Here is a 21017-nt window from a genome sequence, read left to right on the forward strand (position 1 = left end):
CACACCGCCGCCTATCGAATATTAGGATTTCCCGGCGATCTGTTTTCGTCTCAGGGCGTGGTTGATGTTCCAACCAACGGGCTGGGATTTGATCGCGAAGGGCACATGCGCGCGAGGCGGCGTCCTGCGCCTGACGACCAAGTACGAAAAACTTGCCCCCGCGCCTTGAATGTCCCTAGAGCCGATCGCTGGCTAGAACGAGCACTTGGCCCGGAAACTGACGCCTGCGCCCCCGTCCGGGTGGCGCACGCGCAATTCCTCGGCGTGCAACATCAGGCGCGGGAAATCGCGCGCGGGCCCAGCAGCGTAAAACGGATCGCCCAAAATCGGGTGGCCAATTTCAAGCATATGAACCCGCAACTGGTGTGACCGACCGGTCTTGGGGAACAGACGTACCCGGCTTTCCCCGTCGCGTGCCCGAAGAACACGGTAGTCAGTGATCGCCTGCTTGCCATTTTCGTGATCGACTTTCTGAAGCGGCCGGTTGGGCCAATCCACGATCAGGGGCAAATCGATGGTTCCGGTCTTTGGCGTCAGTTCGCCCCAGACCCGCGCCACATAAGTCTTCTTCGTCTGGCGTTTTTCGAACTGTAGCCCCAAGTGCCGTTGCGCGTGGGGCGACAGGGCAAACACCATCACGCCCGATGTGTCGCGGTCCAGTCGATGGACCAAAAGCGCTTCTGGAAACACGGCCTGAACACGTGACAACAGGCAGTCGGCCAGGTGCGCACCCTTGCCCGGAACGGACAGCAGACCGGCGGGTTTGTCGACGGCCAGAAGTTCGTGATCGTGATGCAGGATAACCAACGGGTCCTGCGGCGGGGCATAGGCGTCATTCATGACGGCGGGGTAACGGTTGACGGTCGGCGCGTCCAGTTGATTGAGTAGTAGGGCCCCGCCGACATCAAAGGCATCACCGTTGTCGGCCGTGAAAATGGCTGCTCCGACCGCAAGCCTCTGTCTTCATCCAATGCACCGACCGCGCCTTGGAGCGGGCGCTTGGCCCGTCAGGTCACGGTCATGCGCGCACAGCGACCAGTCTACACTTCATGCACCCTGGGCGAACACATCCGTCAACATTTCGCTTAACGCATCCGCGTCATGTCGCGTGAAGGCATCGGGATTATCGCCGTCTCCACCCACCCTCGGGCTATGTCCCTTGCGTTCATATCGCCCGCCCGCTGGTGCATAGGCCCCTGCGACCACCTAACCAGTTGTCCCCGCACGGTTGGCGCTGCGGACCAAGGCCAACAGATTCCCTGTGGACTTGGTCGTGGGAATGCTCGGTGCGCCCTTTTGGGGGACTGAGCGCGCTAAACCCGCTCAATCGCGATGGCCGTGCCTTCGCCGCCGCCGATGCAGATCGCTGCGACGCCGCGTTTTAGATCCCGTTTTTCCAAAGCGTTCAGCAAAGTGACGATGATTCGGGCACCGGACGCGCCGATCGGATGACCCAGAGCGCAGGCACCGCCATTCACATTCACGATGTCATGGCTTAGCCCCATCTCGTGCATGAAAGCCATCGGAACAACGGCGAAGGCTTCGTTCACCTCCCACAAATCCACGTCTTCCTTGGCCCAGCCGATTTTTTCCAGCAACTTTTGTGCCGCTGGAACCGGGGCTGTCGGAAAGTGCGCGGGTGCGTGCGCGTGGCTGGCATGGCCCAAAATCCGTGCCCGCGCGCCTTCGGGCGTTGACGCCAGCACCAAGGCCGCTGCCCCATCCGAAATGGACGAAGAATTGGCCGGCGTCACGGTGCCGTCTTTTCGGAACGCAGGCTTCAACAGCGGAATTTTGTCGGGACGCGCATTGGCCGGCTGTTCATCGGCCGCGACCGTGGTTTCGCCTTTGCGGGTCGAAAGGGCTACGGGTGTGATTTCATTATCAAATGCCCCGCTTTCCTGCGCCTCCAGAGCCCGCGACAATGAGGCAAGCGCGTAGTCGTCCTGTGCCTGGCGGGTGAACTGGAAGGCTTCTGCGCAGTCTTCGGCAAATGTGCCCATCAGGCGGCCCTTGTCATAGGCGTCTTCCAACCCGTCAAGAAACATGTGGTCCATCACCTGAGCATGTCCCAGCCGCGCCCCGACGCGCATCTTGGGCAGCAAGTAAGGCGCGTTTGTCATGCTTTCCATACCACCGGCCACCATCACCTCGGCCCCGCCAAGTGCGATCTGGTCGAAAGCAATCATGGCCGCTTTCATGCCCGAGCCACACATTTTGTTCAGGGTGGTCGCCGGCGTTGCGTCGGACAAACCCGCGGCGAACCCGGCTTGTCGCGCAGGCGCCTGCCCCTGCCCGGCCGGCAGAACGCAACCCATCAAAACCTCGTCTACTTGGCTTGGATCTGTCTTTGCGTCCGACAGTGCGGAACGGATCGCCTCTCCGCCCAAATCCGCGGCTGGTTGGTCGGTAAAGACGCCCTGGAACCCACCCATTGCAGTTCGTTTGGCCCCCAGAATGAACACTTCGCGCATGACATCTCTCCCCATCCAAATAGCGAAAACCGATTGGTAACAATTCCTAGCTATTCTGCGTCCAAGTGTCGAGAACAGGAGACATCCCGATGAACCTAGAAATTGATCATTATGCGGATGCCGTTTTGGTTTCGGTCGACGATTCACGTATCGACGCGTCGGTCGCTATTCAGTTCAAGGATTCCATGCGGGCGTTGACTTCTGGCGGGCCCAAACGTGTCATCTTGAATATGGAAAAGGTGGATTTTTTGGATTCGAGCGGCTTGGGCGCGGTTGTGGCCGCAATGAAGCAACTGGATGCGAACCAAACGTTGGAATTGGCCGGACTGACGGAAAATGTCGCCAAGGTGTTTCGACTCACGCGCCTGGATGCCGTTTTCACGATTCACCAGAATGCGAGCGATGCGGTTGCCGGGCTTGCCGATGTGTAAACCTGTTAAGACGACAGGAGGAAACGGTGAACGCCTGTTCGAACGTACCTTTGACGCTTCTTTCAAAGAGGTGCGCGCTGTCTTGTGCGGACTGATTGGATGCCTGCGCGCGCGCAACTATTCAGAAGAAGAGATCGGTTCGGTAGAATTGGTTCTTGCTGAAACGCTGAATAATATTGTCGAACATGCTTACGGAGAGGACAAAGGCGGCAAGGTCGTTCTGACATCGGACCTGACGGACCGGGGATTGAAATTTACCATTCTCGACTTCGGCGCCGCCATGCCGAACGGAGAGCCCCCCTTGGGGATGACGGCCGATCCAACCGCCGAAACTGAAGACCTCGCCGAAGGTGGATTTGGTTGGTTCCTCATCCGAGAGATTGCGCGGGACCTGGAATATTCCCGTGTCGATAATGCAAACCAAGTCACGTTTCGCATTGCCGTCGGCAATGTGATTCAGCTGAACTAGGTCCATATTTCAAAATTCCAGGCAAGGATGCGCGCAAGCTGCGCAATCCTGCCCCGTTTGCGATGAAAAATGCCGCTTGAAATGTGACGTGTGGCCCATCTTGGTGGGCTCTTATGCCTGGCATTCTTACAGTTCGCGCTTAGCGTGTGTCACGTCCCGAAAACGCCTTATTTCGATCAAAGCCACGCCCCATTCAACCGTCAAAAGAGCTGGGTAGCTGCATATAGCTTCCCTCGGCGTCGCGTTAAACAGCCCCCACCCAGTGCGCGGCGCCGAGGAACATATCACACGACACTTACGACTGTATGGTGTGCGTGACTGCTAACCACGCATAAAACAAGGCGTGTGGCGGCGATCAGTTCAACTGGAAGTGGAGTGGATATTGTCCATCCTCAAACGGCCCGAAAAGGTCGGGTAGATCGGGGTGGTCAACCGGCTGGCCAGAGTAATCTGCGATCAGGTTTTGCTCACTCACATACGCAACGTAGTAACTTTGGTCGTTTTCAGCGAGCAGGTGATAAAACGGTTGTTCACGACGGGGGCGTGCTTCCTCTGGGATTGCATCATACCATTCCTCGGTATTCGAAAACTCAGGATCCACGTCAAACACCACCCCCCGGAAGGGATGCTTCCGGTGGCGGACCACTTGGCCTAGATGATATTTCGCACGCGCTCTGAGCATTCGTTTGCAACCCCCGTACTCTGTTAGTAATCCTTTCATTAAGAGCATGTCCATTCATCTACGCTGAAAAATAGGGAAACAGTCTGTGAACCTTGTCTTGACAGTTCTGGAAATTGTCGCCCCTGTTTTTTTGCTCGCACTGGTTGGATTCGCATGGGTAAAACTGGGATTCGAATATAGAATTCAGTTTGTTACGCAACTGGCAATGACCCTGTCGGTTCCTTGCCTTATTTTCACTTCACTCATGAAAACCGATGTCTCGCCGCAAGCCCTTGCCGCAGTCTCATTGGCTTCCATCGTAGCCTATGCTGCGGTGACCGTCGTGATGTGGATTTTGGTGAAGGGGGTCGGCATGGATTCCCGGACCTACTTGGCGCCGCTCATTTTTGGCAACACCGGCAATCTTGGCTTGCCGCTCGCCCTGTTTGCATTTGGGGACGAAGGGCTGGGCTACGCCGTCGTAGTCTTCGCGATCATGGCAATCTGGTCATTCACCTTCGGCGTCTGGCTTGTGTCGGATGGCGGTGGATTGGGGAAGGTCATCAAGGAACCTTTGGTCGGGGCAACGATTTTGGGCGGGATTTTCCTGTGGCAAGGGTGGGAAACGCCGACGTTTCTGACCAACACCCTGACGCTCATCGGACAGCTGGCAATCCCGATAATGCTGATCACACTGGGCGTGGCAATTGCGCGTCTGACCCCAGGCGGATTGGGCCGCGCGATATGGGTTTCAATTTTGAAGTTCGCCTTGTGCGCGGGGATTGCCTGGGGTGTCGGGCTGGCGTTCCATCTGGACCCGGTTGCATTTGCGGTTCTTGTGATTCAGATCGCAACGCCGGTCGCGGTAACGTCCTACTTGCTGGCGGAAAAATATGGCGCAGACGCAGACGCGGTCGCGGGGCTTGTCGTCGTTTCCACACTATTATCAGTGGTCACGCTTCCGCTGACATTGGCGTTTGTGATCTGAATCCTGCGGATTTTCCGTTTTCTTGCAGGCCAGCGCGCGCTATGGTGCCAAAAAACAAAAATGCGAGCGAGGCAAATGAGCAGACTTCTTCGCGCTCTGATATTACTGAGCTTTGCTGCCGCATGCGGCAGCGGCAACTTTTCGGCGCCACGGCAACTGGACAATGCCTGTGCCATTGCCGCCGAGAGACCGCAATATATCAAAGCTATGAAACGATCCGAACGTCGTTGGGGCGTTCCGGTCGCCGTTCAGATGGCGACAATCTATCAGGAAAGCAAATTCATCGGGAATGCGCGGACCCCCTATCAATTCGCCTTGGGCGTCATCCCCATGGGCCGCCAGAGTAGCGCCTATGGATACAGTCAGGCGCTTGACGCGACGTGGAAAGAATACAAGCGCGAGACCGGCAATCGCACCGCGCGTCGGGACCGGATCGCGGACGCGACGGATTTCATCGGCTGGTACATGGATGGCTCGACCAAACGATTGGGCATTCCAAAAACCGACGCCGGGAACCAATACCTTGCCTATCACGAAGGGCGCAGCGGATATGCACGCGGAAGCTATCGCTCAAAGCCCTGGTTGTTGAGGGTGTCGGGCGAAGTGGCGCAACGCGCGCAGCTCTATACCATCCAGATGGCAACCTGTCCGCGGCGGTTTTGATCACAGTCCGCGGCGGGTGATTTCCTGAGGAATGTTGAACTTGGTGTCGCCGATCGCGAGGCCCTTTTCCAACTCGCCCAAAATGACTGTCGTTTCGGATCCGCCGCCGTCGCGAATGATCCATTGACGCAGCTCGACCGGGTTGGCCGTAAAGACCATTTCGATGGACCCGTATTCGGGGTGATCGGGGTCTTGCGCCACCACTGTCGTGGTTGTCGCATCAGATTTGTGCCCGACCACCATGCGGTCGCGCGTCAGATCGACGTTGCGCGCAAGAATCAGCGACAGGGGCGTGCGCGCAAGGGGGTATCGTTCGGGCGATTGGTTCGACTTGCCGTCGAAGATCGCCACCTCGGACCCCCCGGCCATGACCAGCGTTCGTTCCGGCGGATTGTAATCGAAGCGCACCCGCCCAGGACGCTTGATCAGGATCGTCCCGGTCAGGATCGTGCCGTCATCGTTGACTTGGGTGAATTCGCCCGATGCGGTCTTGAGCCCGTTCAAGTAATTGGAAATGGCTTGAAGCGACAGTTTTTCTGCGGCAACTGGCGTAGCGACAACGGAGGCAACAAGAATTGCCAAGGCAAAACGACGTGTAATCATGCCGCAAAGATAGCGCGTGGCAGGCAGGATGACACCACACATTTCAATCACGGTGAAATGAGCGGCACGCGACCGCTCACGCCATTCCACTGGGGCCTTCGACGCCCTTGAATGCGTCGCGTCCAAGACCGCCCCGAACCTTATCGTTCAGGCGCCCTTATTGTTCAGGCACCAGGATTTCGCGCTTGCCGACGTGATTGGCCGCGCTGACAACGCCGTTGTCTTCCATCTGCTCAACCAGACGCGCGGCCTTGTTGTAACCGATGGCCAGCTTGCGCTGGATGTAGGATGTCGAACACTTGCGATCCTTGACGACGATCTGAACAGCCGTGTCATAGAGCGCGTCCTCCATATCGGTGTTGCCGCCGGTGTTCAGCCCGAGCACCGCATCAATGTCGGCTTCTTTTCCGCTATCGGGGCCTTCGACCACGCCGCCGACATATTCGGGGGGGCCATACGCCTTGAGGCAGTTGACGACCTCTTCAACTTCTTCATCCGACACGAAGGGTCCGTGGACGCGGATGATTTTCGAGCCGCCCGCCATATACAGCATGTCACCCATGCCCAGCAGTTGTTCCGCGCCTTGTTCGCCAAGGATCGTCCGGCTGTCGACTTTCGATGTCACCTGGAAGGAAATCCGCGTAGGGAAGTTGGCCTTGATCGTCCCGGTGATCACATCGACCGACGGGCGCTGCGTGGCCATGATCAGATGGATACCGCTGGCACGCGCCATCTGTGCAAGACGCTGGATGCAGGCTTCGATTTCCTTGCCCGCGACCATCATCAGATCCGCCATTTCGTCGACGACAACGACGATATAGGGCAGTTTTTCTGGCTGAAATTCTTCGGTTTCAAAGATCGGATCTCCGGTATCTTCATCAAAACCGGTTTGCACGGTGCGGCTGAACATCTCGCCCTTGGACAGAGCATCGGCCACGCGGCTGTTGTAGCCATCGATGTTGCGCACGCCCATCTTGGACATCTTGCGATAGCGCTCTTCCATTTCGGCCACGACCCATTTCAACGCCACGACGGCTTTTTTCGGGTCGGTCACAACCGGCGAAAGAAGGTGCGGGATGCCATCATAGACCGACAATTCCAGCATTTTCGGGTCGATCATGATCAGCCGGCAATCTTCTGGGGTCAGCTTGTAAAGCAGCGAAAGGATCATCGTGTTGATCGCCACGGACTTACCCGAACCAGTGGTCCCCGCGATCAAAAGGTGGGGCATTTTGGCAAGGTTCGCGACGATAGGGTCGCCGCCAATATCCTTGCCAAGAGCCAGCGGCAGTTTCTGGTTGCCGTCACCAAAATCGCGTGCCGCCAGAATTTCACGCAGAACAACTTTTTCCCGGTTCACATTCGGCAGTTCGATGCCGATCACACTGCGCCCCGGAACGGTGGAAACACGCGTCGACAAAGCAGACATCGAACGCGCGATATCATCGGCCAGACCTATGACGCGGCTGGCCTTCAGACCCGGTGCAGGTTCCAGTTCGTACATGGTCACCACGGGGCCCGGACGAACGCTGACGATTTCGCCCTTGACGCCGTAATCGTCCAGCACGCTTTCCAGCATCCGCGCGTTTTCTTCCAACGCTTCATCGCTCAGATGATGACGCTCAACCTGATCCGGGTTGGTCAAAAGCGACAGCGGCGGCGTATCATATTGGGTGGCCGAACCATCAAAATTCAGTGCCGGCTGCGCTTCCGCAATCGCCTTTCGCGACGGCTGGGTTGCTTTGCGGGGCGCGTGTTGGACGACCGGTTTGGGCGCAGTCCGCTGGATCGGAACCTGAACCGGGGTTTGCACCTCTGGCTCAAGGACCGCATCGGTTTCTGGTGCAGGGGATGGCGAGACGCTTTCAAGGTCCTGAGGCACAAATGCTGTGGCGGTGTCGGTCACCGGTGCAACGTCCTCTGGCATGGTTTGGCCGTGGTTCAGGATCATCGGATCAGGGCCTTTGCGATGCTTGCGAACAGCGGTCGTCAAAGGTGGTTCGTCGCGCACGACACCGGGTGCATGAGCATTGCTGCGCGATTTGATGACATGTGCAATCTTGGCCTTGATCCGGTCATCCCCGTCCAATTCGGGCGCGCTTTCCGGTTCCGCCGCAGGCTCGGGGTTGCGACGCAAGAGCGAAGGTACGCGCGCCAACAGGCCGGGCTTTTGCAATTCGGGCTGCTCAACCAGGGTATCTGCGGCCGGATCGGTCGGCTCGACCAGGGGTTCGGGGCGCATGACACGCGCGGCCTGTGCATCAGACAGCGCGGGGTCCTGAACCACTTGGGCCTGCGCATCACGCCGCTCGGCCCGCATGCTGCGATAGGACGAAATGGCACGCGCACCTTGGCTGATCCCGGCGCTGAGGGCACGCAGCGACATCGCGGCGCCGCGCCGTAAAACATGGCGGATGGCCGCATAGGTCATCACGATGCCCGCTAGAACATAGCGCAGCCCGCGTACGATTTCTGACCGGGTAAAGCCAAGAACAAAGGCAAACATCGCTACGGTGGCCGCCGCAAGCAGCGCCGAAATCAGTTTGAACGTGAATACTGACGTGACACCAAGCAGATTCAGGAACGCCCCAAGTGCCGTTTCGCCAAACATGCCGCCCAGACCAAAGGAATGGGTCCACCCTGCGCCCGGAACCAGTGTGGCCGCGTACACAGCGGCAATGGCGACAGCGATCGGGCCGAACAGGACACGTGGCAGCGCCCGTTCAGCGCCGTGATGGGTCATGAAACGCAGGGCCCAGACAGCACAAATCAGGACAATACCCCAAGCGGCGTACCCGGCGATGACAAACAGAGGCGACGCGACCGATGCACCGAAACGGCCCAGCAGATTGCGGGCCGGTTCATCCGTGGCGGCCAGCCAGCTGGGGTCGGCTGCATCATACGACCCGATGATCATTCCCAGAATAATCGCGACCCCCAACAAGCCCAGCCCGAACAATTCCTTGGTTCGGGCCTCCAAGATCGCTTGGGTATTTCTGTCGAACAGCGGGTCGCGTTGTCTCGCCGGAAAAGATGCCATGTTTACCCTCGTCTCAATTGTAGAGGCAGTCACGCAACTGGATCAGTGCGTCCTGCGTTTCTTGTTTTGGGGCCACCAAGGCGACCCGGATATACTTTGCGCCGGGATTTTTCCCGTTCACGTCGCGGCTGAGATAGGCGCCCGGCAGAACCTGAACCCCCGTTTCACGCCAGAGCTTGATCGTGGCTTGTTCACTGTCACGCACCGGCAGCCACATGAAAAATCCGCCCTCGGGGGCTGCCGCGTCATCGATGCCTGCGAACACCTTATCCGCAAGATCGAATTTTTCGATGTACATGGCGCGCGAGGCGTCGACATGGGTTTCATCGGCCCACGCACGCTCGGCGACGCGCTGCAACGGCAGGGGCATGGGCGCGCCAGCGTAGGCGCGCAATTGGCGAATGGCGGCCATGTTCCTGGGCCCCGATGCGACGAACCCCGATCGCAGGCCCGGCAGGTTCGACCGCTTGGACAGGGAATTGAAGACCACAAGGCGCTCGGGGTTCGCACCGATTTCCTTGGCGACCTCCATCGCACCGCACGGCGGCGCGGCGCGGTAGATTTCAGAATAGCATTCATCCGCAAACACCCGAAAATCATGCGTTTCGGCAAGCTCCAGCAAGGTTTTCCAATACTCGCGCGAAGCGATGGCGCCCTGCGGGTTCGCCGGTGAACAGATGTAAGCGATTGTGGTCCGGTCCAGAACTTCGGCAGGGACAGATTCAAAGTCCGGCAGAAAACCGGTGTCTTTGTCGGCGGGCAGGAAAACCGGATCGGCCCCGGCGGTCAGGGCCGCGACCATATAGACCTGATAAAACGGGTTCGGCATCAGAACGACAGGCTTCTTGCCCGATTTCGTTTCTGGCGAAAGGGCCAGCGCCGCGTTGAACAGCCCTTCGCGCGTGCCGTTCAGGGTCATGAGTTCTGTTTCCGGATCACGGGTGACCCCATAGCGACGGTCGATCCAATTCGCGATCGCGTTCAGCAACTCTGGCGCGCCGTTGTTGGGTGGATAAGAGCCAAACCCTTGTGAATTCTGCGCAATAACGTCCGGCACCCAGTGGGGAAAGGGGTGCTTGGGCTCACCAATAGTCATCTTGCGCTCGGGGCCACCCGGCGCAATGCCTGCCAAAAGCGCCCGCAAACGCGGGAACGCATAGTCCGGCAGGTTCGAAAACCGCTCTGGGAACGCCAGTGTCACGTTCAATGCCTGTATGTGCTGCCATCAGAAGGGGTCTTTGCCCCGATTTTCACCTACGATAACCGCGTGCTGCAGTTCGGTCCAGAAGTCAGGCGCCGGTTTTTCCGCTGTACCGACGAATGTGGCTTTTAAGCCAAGGCGCGTTCCACGGCGCGCCCGACGCGCAGCAAGCGCGCTTCGGATCGGGGCGGCGCATTCAGCATGATCCCCGTGGACGGCACGCCGGTGGGAATGGTCAGCGCACAGTTCCCCATCAGGTTTCCAACACGCGGATTGCGCAGGGCCAACAAATTCTCGGTCACATAGGTGTCGCTGTCGGCCAATCGCGTCATCGCGGGCGGCATGTTCGCGACCGACGGCATGATAACCGCATCGAAACCAGCGGTCGCGCCGTGGTATGCGCGGCGAAGATCTGTCAACTTGTGCCAGGCCTGGCTCAGTTCGACCGCACCAAAGTCAGCGCCGGCACGAAACCGCGCAAGGATTTCAGGGAACATCTTGTCCGGCGCGCCCTCAATGGTATCGCGCCAGATCCCGTAGGCTTCGGCCGTGTAAAGGATGCCGGCCAGGGGAAATGCCTCGGCCACTTCGGGAACGTCGATTTGCGTGATCGTGACCCCCTTGGCCCGCAATCGTGCAACCGTATCGGCATAGGCCTGCGCGGGTTCAGGGCGCAGATCGTCCATCGCAACTGTGTTCAGCTGCGCAAAACGCATGCCGTCCAGGTCCGCGCCGCGCAGATCCGGGGCGGGCGCGCCGGATAATACCGACAACGCCAAGGCACAGTCTTCGACGCTGCGACAGAGCGGGCCGACCGTGTCAAAGCTATCGGCCAGAGGCACCACGCCGTCCAAAGACAAAAGCCCTGCCGACGTCTTGAGCCCCACCAGATCGTTCCAAGCAGAAGGCACCCGCACGGACCCACCGGTGTCCGAACCGATGGCACCGGGCGCAAGCCCAAAGGCGACGGACGCCGCCGCGCCCGACGACGACCCCCCTGCCACCGCGTCGATATCATGCACGCAGGGCGAAGTTTGCGTCACCGGATTGTACCCCAGCCCGGAAAACGCCAGTTCGGACATATGTGTTTTGCCCAGACACACCGTGCCCGCCAAGGTGGCCTGACGCAGAACACGCGCGTCGGCTGACGGGATACGTCCCGCCAACAACGCAGACCCGGCCTCGGTCGCCACGCCCTGTGTGTCGAACAGGTCTTTCCATGACAGGGGGACGCCATCCAAGTGCGACCGGCGCTGCCCGTATTTGGCCCGGACGCTTGCACCCTGCGCCTCGGCTATCGCGCGATCTTCGGTCAGGCGCGCGTAGATTCGCGGTGTCATCTCATGCGCGGTGATCGCATCCAGATAGCTTTGCGCCAATGCCAACGGGTCAATTTCGCCCGCATCAATGCCGCGCCCCAGATCGGCCATGGTCATGTTCAGCCAACGTTCGCTCATGCCTACCCCGCCCTTGCTTGGTGGGCACGGTAGCGTCAGGACAGCGCATGGACAATCCCGCACCGAAGGCCATATTGGGCGACATGGAAACCCATTCGGATATCGTGATTGTCGGCGGCGGGCTGAACGGGCCAGCCCTGGCTTTGGCGCTGGCCCAACACGGGCTGCGTTCTGTCGTGATCGACGCGTTGCCCGCCGACGTGCGGAACGAGGACACGTTTGACGGGCGCGGCTACGCGCTGTCGCACAGTTCGGTCAACTTGCTCCGCGCTATCCGTATTTGGCCTGAAGTCAGTGAAAACGCGCAACCCATCACCCACGTGCAGGTCAGCGATGGAAAGCCGGGCCAAGGGGCCGGTCCCTTTCTGGTCGAATTCGACGAAGCCGAACTGGACAGCGGCCATTTGGGCCAGATGGTCGAAGACCGGTTCTTGCGCCACGCCCTACTGGACGCGATCGCCGCGCACCCGTTGATCACGACCCTACAAGGGACAGTGTCTGCGCAAGACACAAGCGATACCGCCGTCGTGACCTTGACCAATGGCGATACCGTGCGCGGCAAAGTGCTGGTGGGATGCGATGGACGCGCGTCGGGCACCTGCGCGCGCGCAGGGATCAAGCGCACCGGCTGGAGCTATGGTCAGACCGCGTTGGTCTGCGCCATTGCGCACGAACGGCCCCACAATGGAACCGCGCACCAGTTCTTTTTGCCATCCGGGCCGCTTGCGATCCTGCCCCTGCCAGGCAACCAGAGTTCAATCGTCTGGACAGAAACAGACGACAACGCAGCGCGCATCATGTCGATGTCAGATGAAGAATATCTTTCAGTCCTGCGCCCGCGGTTCGGCGCGTTTCTTGGCCAGATCAGCCTGGCTGGCAAGCGGTTCAGCTACCCGTTGAACATCACGATCGCCAATCGTTTCGTGACAAACCGCGTCGCACTTGTCGGGGACGCCGCCCATGGGATGCACCCCATTGCCGGGCAGGGCCTGAACGCAGGCCTCAAGGATGTGGCCGCGTTGGCCGAGGTGTTAGTGCTTGCCCACCGCCGCGGCGAAGATATCGGCATGATCAATGTGCTTGAGCGTTATCAGCAATGGCGCCGCTTTGACACGGCGACGCTGGCGCTGGCCACGGACACGTTCAACAAGATGTTTTCCAACGATAACCCGCTCTTGCGCGCGGCACGCGATATCGGGATGGGCATCGTCAACGGGCTGCCCGGCTTGCGGCGCACGGCCATGCGCGAAAGCGCGGGGCTGATTGGCGACTTGCCCCTGCTGCTACAGGGCCGCGCAATCTAGTCCAGCTTGCGCGCCTCATCGACCAGCATGATCGGGATCCCGTTGCGAATCGGATAGGCCAGATGCGCAGCTTTTGAAACCAGTTCCTGCTTTTCCGCGTCAAAGGACAGAACGCCTTGGGTGTGTGGGCACACCAAAGCTTCGAGCATCTTGCGGTCAAATGTATTTTCTTCGGACATCACATCACCTCGTCATTGGTGCCGCCGTGTAGCGCGAATTTCAACAGCGTGACCAGCGTTTCGCGACGCGTGGAAAGACTGGGCGCTTCGAGCAACGCTTGCTTGTCTTCGGGATCAAAGGGGCAAAGCATGGACAGTGAATTGATCAGGATTTCATCGTCGGCGTCGCGCATGCTGTCCCAGTCGGTGTCCAGCTCTTCTTGCGCGAAGTACTTTTTCAAAAGGTCCAGAAATGTGTCGCGGCAAAACCCCGGATCGTGCTCGGGTTTGCCCAGATCCGCATCAAACCCGTCCCAACTGACGGCGCAGTTCCGGTAGGGGGAAAACCCTTCGATCTCGTGCTTGACCCGGAACCGGGATATCCCGGTCAGCGTGATCATGTAGCGCCCGTCTTCGGTTTCCGAAAAGGCGGTGATGCGCCCTGCGCAGCCGATCTGATGCAGGCGCGGCGTGGCGCCGGGCCCATCTGGCAAGGGCTGTATCATGCCAATCAAGCGGCCAGGGGTTTTCAGCACATCTTCGAACATCTGCAGATAACGTGGTTCGAACAGATGCAGCGGCAACCGCGCGCGGGGCAACAAAAGTGCCCCAGGCAGCGGGAATACGGGGATCGTCCCGGGAAGATCAGAGGAACGGAACATGGCCATGACCTAGCCCGCCCGTCCAATCAGGCAAATATGATCGACGACAGTTTCCTGCGCCCGTTCAGGATGATCGGATCGTTTGCAGGCAACGCATCGAAAATGGTGAAAAGCTGGGTCTTGGCCGCACCATCGTTCCAGTCACGATCTTGCTGGAAAGCGGCAAGAAGTAAATCCACAGCCTCTTCGGTCTGGCCGGCAGCATGCAAGGCGGTGGCCAGGTCCAGCTTGGCCTGCATGTCTGTCGGATCGGCGTCGACCTTTTCGCGCAGGTCGGTCAACGGCCCGGCGTCTGCGGCCTGGCGCGCCAAAGTCAGCTGGGCATGTGCCGCTTCGATTTCCGGGGCGCCGTGCAATTCGGCCGGTGCGCCGTTCAGGACCGCTTCGGCCTGATCCACCTGGTCCAGCGCCAAATACGCCCGCGCCATGCCGCCAAACGCGGCCGCGTTCATCGGGTCTTCTTCCAGAATGGCAGCGAACGTCGCCTGTGCGTCGGCAGCGGCGCCCGCCGCCAACATTTCTTCGGCCGCCGCAACCGCGTCATCCAACCCGCCACTGGCGTCGCCGTCAGACAGCTTCAACAGACCCTCAATAAAGCGTTTGATTTCTGAACCTTGCACTGCCCCTTGGAACCCGTCCACGGGCTGACCCTTGTGAAACGCATAGACCGTCGGGATCGACTGGACCCGCATCTGGGACGCAATCTGTTGGTTTTCGTCGACATTGACCTTGACCATCTTGACCGCGCCGCGGGCCGCTTTGACCTCTGCTTCCAGGGCCGGGCCAAGGGTTTTGCACGGACCGCACCACGGGGCCCAGAAATCGACGATGACGGGCACATCGTTCGAGGCTTCGATGACGTCTTGCATGAAGGTCGCTTCCGAACTGTCTTTGATCAGGTCTTCAGCGGGCGGGGTCTGTCCGAGTTCAAGCATCGGGGCCTCCTATCATTCCGGTTGCTGCATATATGCGCCCTACGGGGCGGTTTTTAAAGGTCGAAGGTGGCGAAAACGGGGGCGTGGTCGCTGGGTTTTTCCCATCCGCGCGCGTCGCGCAAAATATGGCTGGAATGACCCGAATTCGAGATGTCGTCCGTGGCCCAGATATGATCCAGCCTGCGGCCCTTGTCGGCGGCATCCCAATCGCGTGCCCGGTACGACCACCAGCTATAGAGCTGGCCCTGCGGAATATCCTGACGGGTGATATCGACCCAGCCGCCCGCATCTTGCGCTGCGCCCAGGTGGTCAACTTCGACCGGCGTGTGACTGACGATCTTGAGCAGGCTTTTGTGATTCCAGACATCATCTTCGCGCGGGGCGATGTTCAAATCCCCGACAAGTATGGATTTTTCCGGCTTATCCACATGAAAGGCGTCGCGCATTTCGGTCAGGTAATCCAGCTTTTGGCCAAACTTTTCGTTGATGTCGCGGTCGGGTTTGTCGCCCCCCGCGGGGACGTAAAAGTTGTGGATCGTCACCCCGTTTTCAAGTTGCGCGGCCACGTGGCGGGCATGGCCCAGCGCGGCATAATCCACCCCACCGACGTCTTTCAGCGGCAGTTTCGACAGGATCGCAACGCCGTTGTACCCTTTTTGGCCGCGCGCCACGATGTGCTGATAGCCCAGCGATCGAAAGCCATCCAAAGGGATTTTTTCGACCGGCGATTTGCATTCCTGCAGGCACAGAATATCGGGTGATTCTTGGGCCAGTAGCTTGAGCACGATGGGCTCGCGCAGGCGGACCGAATTGATGTTCCATGTCGCCAGTTTGAATGTCATCTGCGCCTCCGAAAATCAGGTGTGGCGACCCTAGACCGATCGCCCGCAAACCGCCAGCCAATGGCCAAAATCGCCCGTCGGCTATGCGTCGGCAACGCGTCTGCAACCTGTCTGCGAAGCGTCGGACATCTGTCGGGCAAAATGTCGGGCACACGTCTGGTGCCGGAAATGCGCAGAAAATCGCACAAAAAACGGGACGGACCGCACCAGGCGCCCGCCCCAATTCGTCACGCCACCAGACGGTATCCGCCGGATTCCGTCACCAGCAGCCGCGCGTTCGACGGATCGGGTTCGATCTTTTGGCGCAGGCGGTAAATGTGGGTTTCAAGCGTGTGCGTCGTGACCCCGGCGTTGTATCCCCAAACCTCGTGCAGCAGCACATCGCGCGGCACGATGCCATCGGGGGCGCGATAAAGGAACTTGAGGATGTTCGTTTCTTTTTCCGTCAGGCGGATTTTCTTGTCGTCCTCGGTCATCAGCATCTTCATCGCCGGCTTGAACGTGTAATGGCCCAGTTGGAACACCGCGTCTTCAGATTGTTCATGGGTACGCAGCTGGGCCCGGATACGCGCCAGCAGCACCGGGAACTTGAACGGCTTGGTCACATAGTCATTCGCGCCGGCATCCAGACCCAGGATGGTATCGGCGTCGCTGTCATGGCCCGTCAGCATCAGGACCGGGCATTTGACACCGGATTTGCGCATGCGCTTGCACAGCTCGCGCCCGTCTGTGTCGGGCAGCCCAACGTCAAGAATCACCAGATCGTAGATCCCGTCCTTGACCTTTTCCATCGCGCTGGCGCCGCTGTCGGCTTCGAAGACGTCGAAGTCTTCGGTCATGACAAGTTGTTCGCTCAACGCCTCGCGCAGGTCGTCGTCATCATCGACCAGCAGAATTTTTTTCAGGGTGGCCATTTGCATGCCTCCGTTGTTCAGATCTGACACCGATGTGAGGAGCCATCACCGATCCGACAAGATTTGCTGCAGATCGCTCACGCAACCGTGTGGCCTGCGCACCAAATGTTTCAAAATGCTGCAAAGATCGCTACATGGAACGGGTCTGAAAGGAAAACCGCATGAGCCTGAGCCCCACACCCGTCGAACGTCTTGCCCGCGCCCGCGCCGACCTGCGCCTGGGGCTGCCGGTTGTGTTGGCAGGACATGGCGGCGGGGCGGTCATTTTGGCCTCGGAAGCGGTGTCCGACGAAAGACTGGCCGATCTGCGGGCCCTGGGCGACGTGGCGCTGGCGATCACCGCACGCCGGGCCGAAACGCTGAAAGCGCGCGTTTATGACGGCGATCTTGCGCGAATCGCCCTGCCCCGTGATGCCGATGCGGGCTGGGTTGCGGCCGTTGCCGATCCGGCGGACGATCTGACGCACCCGATGAAGGGGCCGCTGCAAAGCTGGCGCGATGGCGACACGATTCCGGCGCGTGCGGCGCTCCAACTTGCCAAGTCGGCGCATCTGTTGCCCGCGGCGCTGGTGGTGCCGGTGGATCACCCGACGCAATTGGCCAATGCCCATGCGCTGTCGCTGTTGCCCTTGGGCGATGTCGCAACGCTGGCCGGGGCGCTGTCGCCGTTGTCGGCGGTGGCCGCGGCGCGCGTCCCGATCGAAGCATCAAAGGCGGGCCGGGTGCATGTGTTCCGCCCCCAGGACGGCAGCGAAGAGCATTACGCCATCGAAATCGGTCATCCCGACCGCGACAAGCCGGTGCTGACGCGGCTGCATTCGGCCTGTTTCACCGGCGATGTGCTGGGCAGTCTGAAATGCGATTGCGGCCCCCAGTTGCGCGCGGCGCTGGCCCAGATGGGCGAGGAGGGCGCAGGCGTTCTGCTCTACCTGAACCAGGAAGGGCGCGGCATTGGCCTGGCCAACAAGATGCGCGCCTATTCGTTGCAGGATCAGGGGTTTGACACGGTCGAGGCCAACCACCGCTTGGGATTCGAGGATGACGAGCGCGACTTTCGCATAGGCGCGGCGCTGCTGAAAAACATGGGGTTTGGCGCGGTGGATCTGCTGACGAACAACCCCCGCAAGGTCGGCATGATCGAAGCGCAGGGGATCCAGGTGCGGCGCCGGGTGCCGCTGAAAGTCGGTCTGAACCCGCTGAACGCGGCCTATCTGGATACCAAGGCAAAGAAATCCGGGCACCTGTTGTGACCACGTGCGCCATGGTTGCGCGGCGCGCAGATATGGTGGTCACCCGCTGGGGCGCGCGGTTTGCGGGGCGCCGATTCCCGGTGGCCATCGGACGCGCCGGCATGACCAACGACAAGCGCGAGGGCGACGGCGCCACCCCCTTGGGTGTGTGGCGAATGATGTGCGGCGGCTATCGGGCCGACCGGCGGGCGGCGCCGGGCGCGCCATTTGCGATGCGCCCCGTGCGGGCGGGCGATTTATGGTCGGACGATCCCGGCGCGCCCGCCTATAACCACGCCGTGCGCGCGCCCTATGGGCCGTCGCACGAACGGCTGCGGCGGGGCGATGGGCTGTATGACGTGGTGATCGTGACAGACTGGAACTGGCCCGGCGCTGCCCCGGGCAAAGGATCCGCGATTTTCGTGCATTGCTGGCGCGGGCCGCGCCGCCCCACGGCCGGATGTCTGGCGTTTCGCCCCGATCATCTGGACTGGATCTTGGCGCGCTGGACCCCGCGCAGCCGAATCATCCTGCGTCAGCCGTAGTCGCGATCGCCAAAGATCGCCGAGCCGACGCGCACATAGGTGGCGCCCTGGCCGATCGCGGTTTCGAAATCGGCGCTCATTCCCATCGACAGGTCAGGCAGATCGTTGCGCGCCGCGATCTTGGCCAGCAACGCGAAATGCAGCGACGGCTCTTCGTCGGCGGGGGGAATGCACATCAGGCCGATGATCGGCAGGCCCAGATCCCGACACTCGGCGATAAAGGCGTCGGCGTCGGCGGGCAGAACACCGGCCTTTTGCGGCTCTTCGCCGGTGTTGACCTGGATCATCAGGTCGGGGCAGTGGCCTTCTTCTTGGGCGATCCGGGCGATGGTGCGGGCCAGCTTGGGGCGATCCACCGTTTCGATCACATCGAACAGTTGCATCGCTTGCCGGGCCTTGTTGGTTTGCAGCGGGCCAATCAGGTGCAGCGTGACGCCGGGAAAGCGGGCGCGAAAATCGGGCCATTTGCCGGCGGCCTCTTGCACCTTGTTTTCACCGAACAGGCGATGGCCTTGCTGCAAGACCGCTTCGACCCGGTCGTTCGGCTGGACTTTGGACACGGCGACCAGCCGGACCGAATCTGCGTCTCGGCCCACACGCTGGCACGTGGCCGCGATACGGTTCTGAATATCGTTCAGCGACATGGCGGGGTCCCTTTTGGGTTTCGGTTACACACCATGTCCGCCAAAAAGAAAAGAGCGGGTCCAAAGACCCGCCCTTTCCCTAGACAATAATCCGTTAGGATTAGAAGCCCATGGTGAAGCCCAGCTGTGCTTCGGTGTCGCCGTCGACGCCTTCGCCGATACCAGCGTGTGCAGTCACACCGCCGCCCAGCGAGTGAGCAACGCCGATTGCGTAAGTTTCGCCGATGCTGTCACCCATGTCGGTGTAGACAGCGCCGATCTTGGTGGCGCCCATCGAGTAGTTGCCCCAAACGCGGAACTGCTCGCCGGTGACGTCGCCGTCACGGAAGATGGCACCAACAACGAAGTCACCCGAAGCGTAGGAACCCGAAACGGCCCAGTTGTCGTCGTCGTCGCCACCAGCAGCAACGGTGATACCGTTTGCCGAGTATTCAGCAGCGAATTCAGTCGACGTGTCGCCAGCAACCTGGGACGAAGCAGCGATCGAGAAATCGCCGAACGAGTAACCAACCTGCAGGGTCTGGTTCGATTCGTCATCAGTGTCGAAGCCGCCGGTCAGGTTTTGACGTGCCAGAGTGGCGTCGAAACCAAGACCACCGTCCCACAGACCAACGATGTCAACGACAGCACCGTTGGAGTTACCCAACGCCGCTTCGAAGCCCATGCCCGAGATCATGACAGTCGAGTGCAGTTTGCGGAAGTTGCTGCCGTTGGCACCAACAGCAACGCCTTCTTCCGAACGCGAGTCCAGACCAACGCGAGCGCCGAATGTCAGGCCAGCGTCAGTTTCAGTCGACATGTTGAAGTGAACGCGAACACGCTGGATTACCGACGTTTCGTCAGCATTGCCATCGTCGTATTTCAAACCAAAGCGTGCGTCTCCACCTACGGAAACGTCAGCAACGGCGGCGCCAGCGAGCAGCGACAGAGCCGAAGCGGTCAAAAGAACCTTTTTCATCTTGTTTTCCCTCATTAGAGTTCAAAGGTGCACCTCAATCCAAGGAAAACATGAATTGAGTATGGGAGGGTATTTCCCGCTTTCCCCCGCCTAATGCAAGCGCCGCCCTGACCCGGCAAATGAACTTGGTAGGTATTGATGCAAACTTGTCACAACGCAGTTTGGGCGCCAAAATGACATGGTCCTGCCACGGGTTTGCGGCCGCCCCGATAACAATGGGTTGTCGGTGCCCCTAGGCTTGGATACTAATTCGCCCCAACGCGGGCGTGGGAGCGAGAGAATGATCAAACCGGTTCGAGCACTGATAATCGCAGCCTTGGCTGGCCCGCTTGTCCTGAGCGGGTGTGAAAACGGCCTGGCGCCGAATACCACGGCCTCGCTGCCCAAATCGAATGAACTGGATACATTGGGCGCCCCGATCGATGCCGAAGGCCAGGGCCTGTTCGATCTGTTCAGCCCGTCGGACAACCCCAACACCACCGTCGGCGTATCGAAATACATCTGGACGGCCACGTTGGATGTGCTGGGTTTTCTGCCGGTCACCAACGCCGATCCGTTCACCGGGGTGATTGTCACGGGCTTTGGCACGCCGCCGGGCGGGGGGCGTGCCTATCGCGCGGTCGTCTATATCACCGACCCGGCGCTGGATGCGCGATCGCTGAACCTGTCACTCTATACACGCAACGCCGCTGTAGACCCGGCCACCGTGCGCGCGGTCGAAGATGCGATCCTGACGCGTGCGCGCCAATTGCGCAGCGCCGAATCCCGGCTCTAGACCCGACGCCTCATTGCAATTATCACACGCGCCGGGCCATTCGCCCGGCGTTTTCACTTCCCGA

General features: G+C 60.0%; 22 protein-coding genes. 8 read left to right on the forward strand and 14 right to left on the reverse strand.

Annotation, left to right across the window (positions count from 1 at the left end; all coding sequences use genetic code 11):
• Positions 1-192: 192 nt before the first annotated feature.
• Together ACP2AV_RS11890 and ACP2AV_RS11895 are read right to left on the reverse strand one after the other, a co-directional pair.
• Positions 193-840, reverse strand: coding sequence for a pseudouridine synthase (locus ACP2AV_RS11890; protein ID WP_426372950.1), 648 nt, complete (start codon positions 838-840; stop codon positions 193-195).
• Positions 841-1313: 473 nt separating this feature from the next.
• Positions 1314-2474 carry a thiolase family protein gene (locus tag ACP2AV_RS11895; RefSeq protein WP_426372951.1) on the reverse strand — a complete coding sequence of 387 codons (1161 nt, stop codon included), beginning with the start codon at positions 2472-2474 and terminating at the stop codon, positions 1314-1316.
• 89 nt (positions 2475-2563) lie between these two features.
• Here ACP2AV_RS11895 and ACP2AV_RS11900 point away from each other — a divergent pair, with 89 nt between their 5' ends.
• The gene (locus tag ACP2AV_RS11900; RefSeq protein ID WP_426372952.1) at positions 2564-2905 is read left to right on the forward strand and encodes an STAS domain-containing protein; all 342 of its coding nucleotides are present in this window, start codon (positions 2564-2566) and stop codon (positions 2903-2905) included.
• Entirely contained in the window at positions 2898-3374 is a 477-nt protein-coding gene (locus tag ACP2AV_RS11905; protein WP_426372953.1) for an ATP-binding protein, read from the forward strand. Before ACP2AV_RS11900 ends, ACP2AV_RS11905 begins: the two co-directional genes overlap by 8 nt.
• 355 nt (positions 3375-3729) lie before the next feature.
• Here the strand turns inward: ACP2AV_RS11905 and hspQ are convergent, their stop codons facing one another.
• Positions 3730-4056: a heat shock protein HspQ gene (gene hspQ, locus ACP2AV_RS11910; protein WP_426372982.1), complete on the reverse strand. Its 327-nt coding sequence runs from the start codon at positions 4054-4056 to the stop codon at positions 3730-3732.
• A gap of 85 nt (positions 4057-4141) precedes the next feature.
• Here hspQ and ACP2AV_RS11915 point away from each other — a divergent pair, with 85 nt between their 5' ends.
• Both ACP2AV_RS11915 and ACP2AV_RS11920 read left to right on the forward strand, forming a co-directional pair.
• A complete protein-coding gene (locus ACP2AV_RS11915) occupies positions 4142-5023 on the forward strand; it encodes an AEC family transporter (protein ID WP_426372954.1) in 882 nt (293 codons plus the stop codon).
• Positions 5024-5098: 75 nt separating this feature from the next.
• Positions 5099-5686 carry a lytic transglycosylase gene (locus ACP2AV_RS11920; RefSeq protein ID WP_426372955.1) on the forward strand — a complete coding sequence of 196 codons (588 nt, stop codon included), beginning with the start codon at positions 5099-5101 and terminating at the stop codon, positions 5684-5686.
• Here the strand turns inward: ACP2AV_RS11920 and ACP2AV_RS11925 are convergent, their stop codons facing one another.
• From ACP2AV_RS11925 to ACP2AV_RS11940, 4 genes are all read right to left on the reverse strand, one after another.
• Entirely contained in the window at positions 5687-6289 is a 603-nt protein-coding gene (locus tag ACP2AV_RS11925) for a LolA family protein (protein ID WP_426372956.1), read from the reverse strand.
• 157 nt (positions 6290-6446) lie between these two features.
• A complete protein-coding gene (locus tag ACP2AV_RS11930; protein WP_426372957.1) occupies positions 6447-9329 on the reverse strand; it encodes a DNA translocase FtsK 4TM domain-containing protein in 2883 nt (960 codons plus the stop codon).
• Positions 9330-9342: 13 nt separating this feature from the next.
• The gene (locus ACP2AV_RS11935; RefSeq protein ID WP_426372983.1) at positions 9343-10524 is read right to left on the reverse strand and encodes an aminotransferase class I/II-fold pyridoxal phosphate-dependent enzyme; all 1182 of its coding nucleotides are present in this window, start codon (positions 10522-10524) and stop codon (positions 9343-9345) included.
• 134 nt (positions 10525-10658) lie between these two features.
• Positions 10659-11987, reverse strand: a complete 1329-nt coding sequence (locus tag ACP2AV_RS11940) for an amidase (protein WP_426372958.1) — start codon at positions 11985-11987, stop codon at positions 10659-10661.
• 47 nt (positions 11988-12034) lie between these two features.
• On the opposite strand from ACP2AV_RS11940, the gene ACP2AV_RS11945 reads away from it, so the two are divergent.
• On the forward strand, positions 12035-13291 hold the full coding sequence (locus ACP2AV_RS11945) for a UbiH/UbiF/VisC/COQ6 family ubiquinone biosynthesis hydroxylase (RefSeq protein ID WP_426372959.1): 1257 nt from the start codon (positions 12035-12037) through the stop codon (positions 13289-13291).
• On the opposite strand, the gene ACP2AV_RS11950 is transcribed toward ACP2AV_RS11945, so the two are convergent.
• The 5 genes from ACP2AV_RS11950 to ACP2AV_RS11970 form a co-directional block, all read right to left on the reverse strand.
• On the reverse strand, positions 13288-13470 hold the full coding sequence (locus tag ACP2AV_RS11950; RefSeq protein ID WP_426372960.1) for a Trm112 family protein: 183 nt from the start codon (positions 13468-13470) through the stop codon (positions 13288-13290). The genes ACP2AV_RS11945 and ACP2AV_RS11950 overlap by 4 nt on opposite strands.
• Positions 13470-14111: an LON peptidase substrate-binding domain-containing protein gene (locus ACP2AV_RS11955; RefSeq protein WP_426372961.1), complete on the reverse strand. Its 642-nt coding sequence runs from the start codon at positions 14109-14111 to the stop codon at positions 13470-13472. The genes ACP2AV_RS11950 and ACP2AV_RS11955 overlap by 1 nt, the downstream gene beginning before the upstream one ends.
• Before the next feature lie 26 nt (positions 14112-14137).
• Positions 14138-15046 carry a thioredoxin gene (gene trxA / locus ACP2AV_RS11960; protein ID WP_426372962.1) on the reverse strand — a complete coding sequence of 303 codons (909 nt, stop codon included), beginning with the start codon at positions 15044-15046 and terminating at the stop codon, positions 14138-14140.
• Between the two features lie 53 nt (positions 15047-15099).
• A complete protein-coding gene (locus tag ACP2AV_RS11965) occupies positions 15100-15888 on the reverse strand; it encodes an exodeoxyribonuclease III (RefSeq protein ID WP_426372963.1) in 789 nt (262 codons plus the stop codon).
• Positions 15889-16115: 227 nt separating this feature from the next.
• Positions 16116-16802, reverse strand: a complete 687-nt coding sequence (locus tag ACP2AV_RS11970; protein WP_426372964.1) for a response regulator transcription factor — start codon at positions 16800-16802, stop codon at positions 16116-16118.
• 161 nt (positions 16803-16963) lie between these two features.
• Between ACP2AV_RS11970 and ribA the strand changes: the two genes are divergently transcribed.
• On the forward strand, positions 16964-18052 hold the full coding sequence (ribA, locus tag ACP2AV_RS11975) for a GTP cyclohydrolase II (RefSeq protein ID WP_426372965.1): 1089 nt from the start codon (positions 16964-16966) through the stop codon (positions 18050-18052).
• 32 nt (positions 18053-18084) lie between these two features.
• Positions 18085-18576, forward strand: coding sequence for a L,D-transpeptidase family protein (locus ACP2AV_RS11980; protein WP_426372984.1), 492 nt, complete (start codon positions 18085-18087; stop codon positions 18574-18576).
• Here the strand turns inward: ACP2AV_RS11980 and ACP2AV_RS11985 are convergent.
• Together ACP2AV_RS11985 and ACP2AV_RS11990 are read right to left on the reverse strand one after the other, a co-directional pair.
• The gene (locus tag ACP2AV_RS11985) at positions 18567-19220 is read right to left on the reverse strand and encodes a YggS family pyridoxal phosphate-dependent enzyme (RefSeq protein WP_426372966.1); all 654 of its coding nucleotides are present in this window, start codon (positions 19218-19220) and stop codon (positions 18567-18569) included. The genes ACP2AV_RS11980 and ACP2AV_RS11985 overlap by 10 nt on opposite strands.
• 100 nt (positions 19221-19320) lie before the next feature.
• Complete coding sequence (locus tag ACP2AV_RS11990; protein WP_426372968.1) at positions 19321-20178, reverse strand: porin; 858 nt, start codon at positions 20176-20178, stop codon at positions 19321-19323.
• A 280-nt stretch (positions 20179-20458) separates the two neighbouring features.
• On the opposite strand from ACP2AV_RS11990, the gene ACP2AV_RS11995 reads away from it, so the two are divergent.
• A complete protein-coding gene (locus tag ACP2AV_RS11995) occupies positions 20459-20953 on the forward strand; it encodes a DUF3576 domain-containing protein (protein WP_426372969.1) in 495 nt (164 codons plus the stop codon).
• Positions 20954-21017 lie beyond the last annotated feature (64 nt).

Source organism: Aliiroseovarius sp. PTFE2010 (genome assembly GCF_049943335.1).
Classification (GTDB): domain Bacteria; phylum Pseudomonadota; class Alphaproteobacteria; order Rhodobacterales; family Rhodobacteraceae; genus JBNFVY01.

Bases quoted from the DNA above. Each gene is read 5' to 3' on its own strand.
- ACP2AV_RS11995 (WP_426372969.1), top strand. From the start codon at position 20,459: ATGATCAAACCGGTTCGAGCACTGATAATCGCAGCCTTGGCTGGCCCG.
- ACP2AV_RS11965 (WP_426372963.1), bottom strand. From the start codon at position 15,888: ATGACATTCAAACTGGCGACATGGAACATCAATTCGGTCCGCCTGCGC.
- ACP2AV_RS11990 (WP_426372968.1), bottom strand. From the start codon at position 20,178: ATGAAAAAGGTTCTTTTGACCGCTTCGGCTCTGTCGCTGCTCGCTGGC.
- ACP2AV_RS11895 (WP_426372951.1), bottom strand. From the start codon at position 2,474: ATGCGCGAAGTGTTCATTCTGGGGGCCAAACGAACTGCAATGGGTGGG.
- ACP2AV_RS11920 (WP_426372955.1), top strand. From the start codon at position 5,099: ATGAGCAGACTTCTTCGCGCTCTGATATTACTGAGCTTTGCTGCCGCA.
- ACP2AV_RS11945 (WP_426372959.1), top strand. From the start codon at position 12,035: ATGGACAATCCCGCACCGAAGGCCATATTGGGCGACATGGAAACCCAT.
- ACP2AV_RS11890 (WP_426372950.1), bottom strand. From the start codon at position 840: ATGAATGACGCCTATGCCCCGCCGCAGGACCCGTTGGTTATCCTGCAT.
- ACP2AV_RS11950 (WP_426372960.1), bottom strand. From the start codon at position 13,470: ATGTCCGAAGAAAATACATTTGACCGCAAGATGCTCGAAGCTTTGGTG.
- ACP2AV_RS11985 (WP_426372966.1), bottom strand. From the start codon at position 19,220: ATGTCGCTGAACGATATTCAGAACCGTATCGCGGCCACGTGCCAGCGT.
- ACP2AV_RS11970 (WP_426372964.1), bottom strand. From the start codon at position 16,802: ATGGCCACCCTGAAAAAAATTCTGCTGGTCGATGATGACGACGACCTG.
- ACP2AV_RS11940 (WP_426372958.1), bottom strand. From the start codon at position 11,987: ATGAGCGAACGTTGGCTGAACATGACCATGGCCGATCTGGGGCGCGGC.
- ribA (WP_426372965.1), top strand. From the start codon at position 16,964: ATGAGCCTGAGCCCCACACCCGTCGAACGTCTTGCCCGCGCCCGCGCC.
- hspQ (WP_426372982.1), bottom strand. From the start codon at position 4,056: ATGCTCAGAGCGCGTGCGAAATATCATCTAGGCCAAGTGGTCCGCCAC.
- ACP2AV_RS11930 (WP_426372957.1), bottom strand. From the start codon at position 9,329: ATGGCATCTTTTCCGGCGAGACAACGCGACCCGCTGTTCGACAGAAAT.
- ACP2AV_RS11980 (WP_426372984.1), top strand. From the start codon at position 18,085: ATGGTGGTCACCCGCTGGGGCGCGCGGTTTGCGGGGCGCCGATTCCCG.
- ACP2AV_RS11900 (WP_426372952.1), top strand. From the start codon at position 2,564: ATGAACCTAGAAATTGATCATTATGCGGATGCCGTTTTGGTTTCGGTC.
- ACP2AV_RS11955 (WP_426372961.1), bottom strand. From the start codon at position 14,111: ATGTTCCGTTCCTCTGATCTTCCCGGGACGATCCCCGTATTCCCGCTG.
- ACP2AV_RS11905 (WP_426372953.1), top strand. From the start codon at position 2,898: ATGTGTAAACCTGTTAAGACGACAGGAGGAAACGGTGAACGCCTGTTC.
- ACP2AV_RS11925 (WP_426372956.1), bottom strand. From the start codon at position 6,289: ATGATTACACGTCGTTTTGCCTTGGCAATTCTTGTTGCCTCCGTTGTC.
- trxA (WP_426372962.1), bottom strand. From the start codon at position 15,046: ATGCTTGAACTCGGACAGACCCCGCCCGCTGAAGACCTGATCAAAGAC.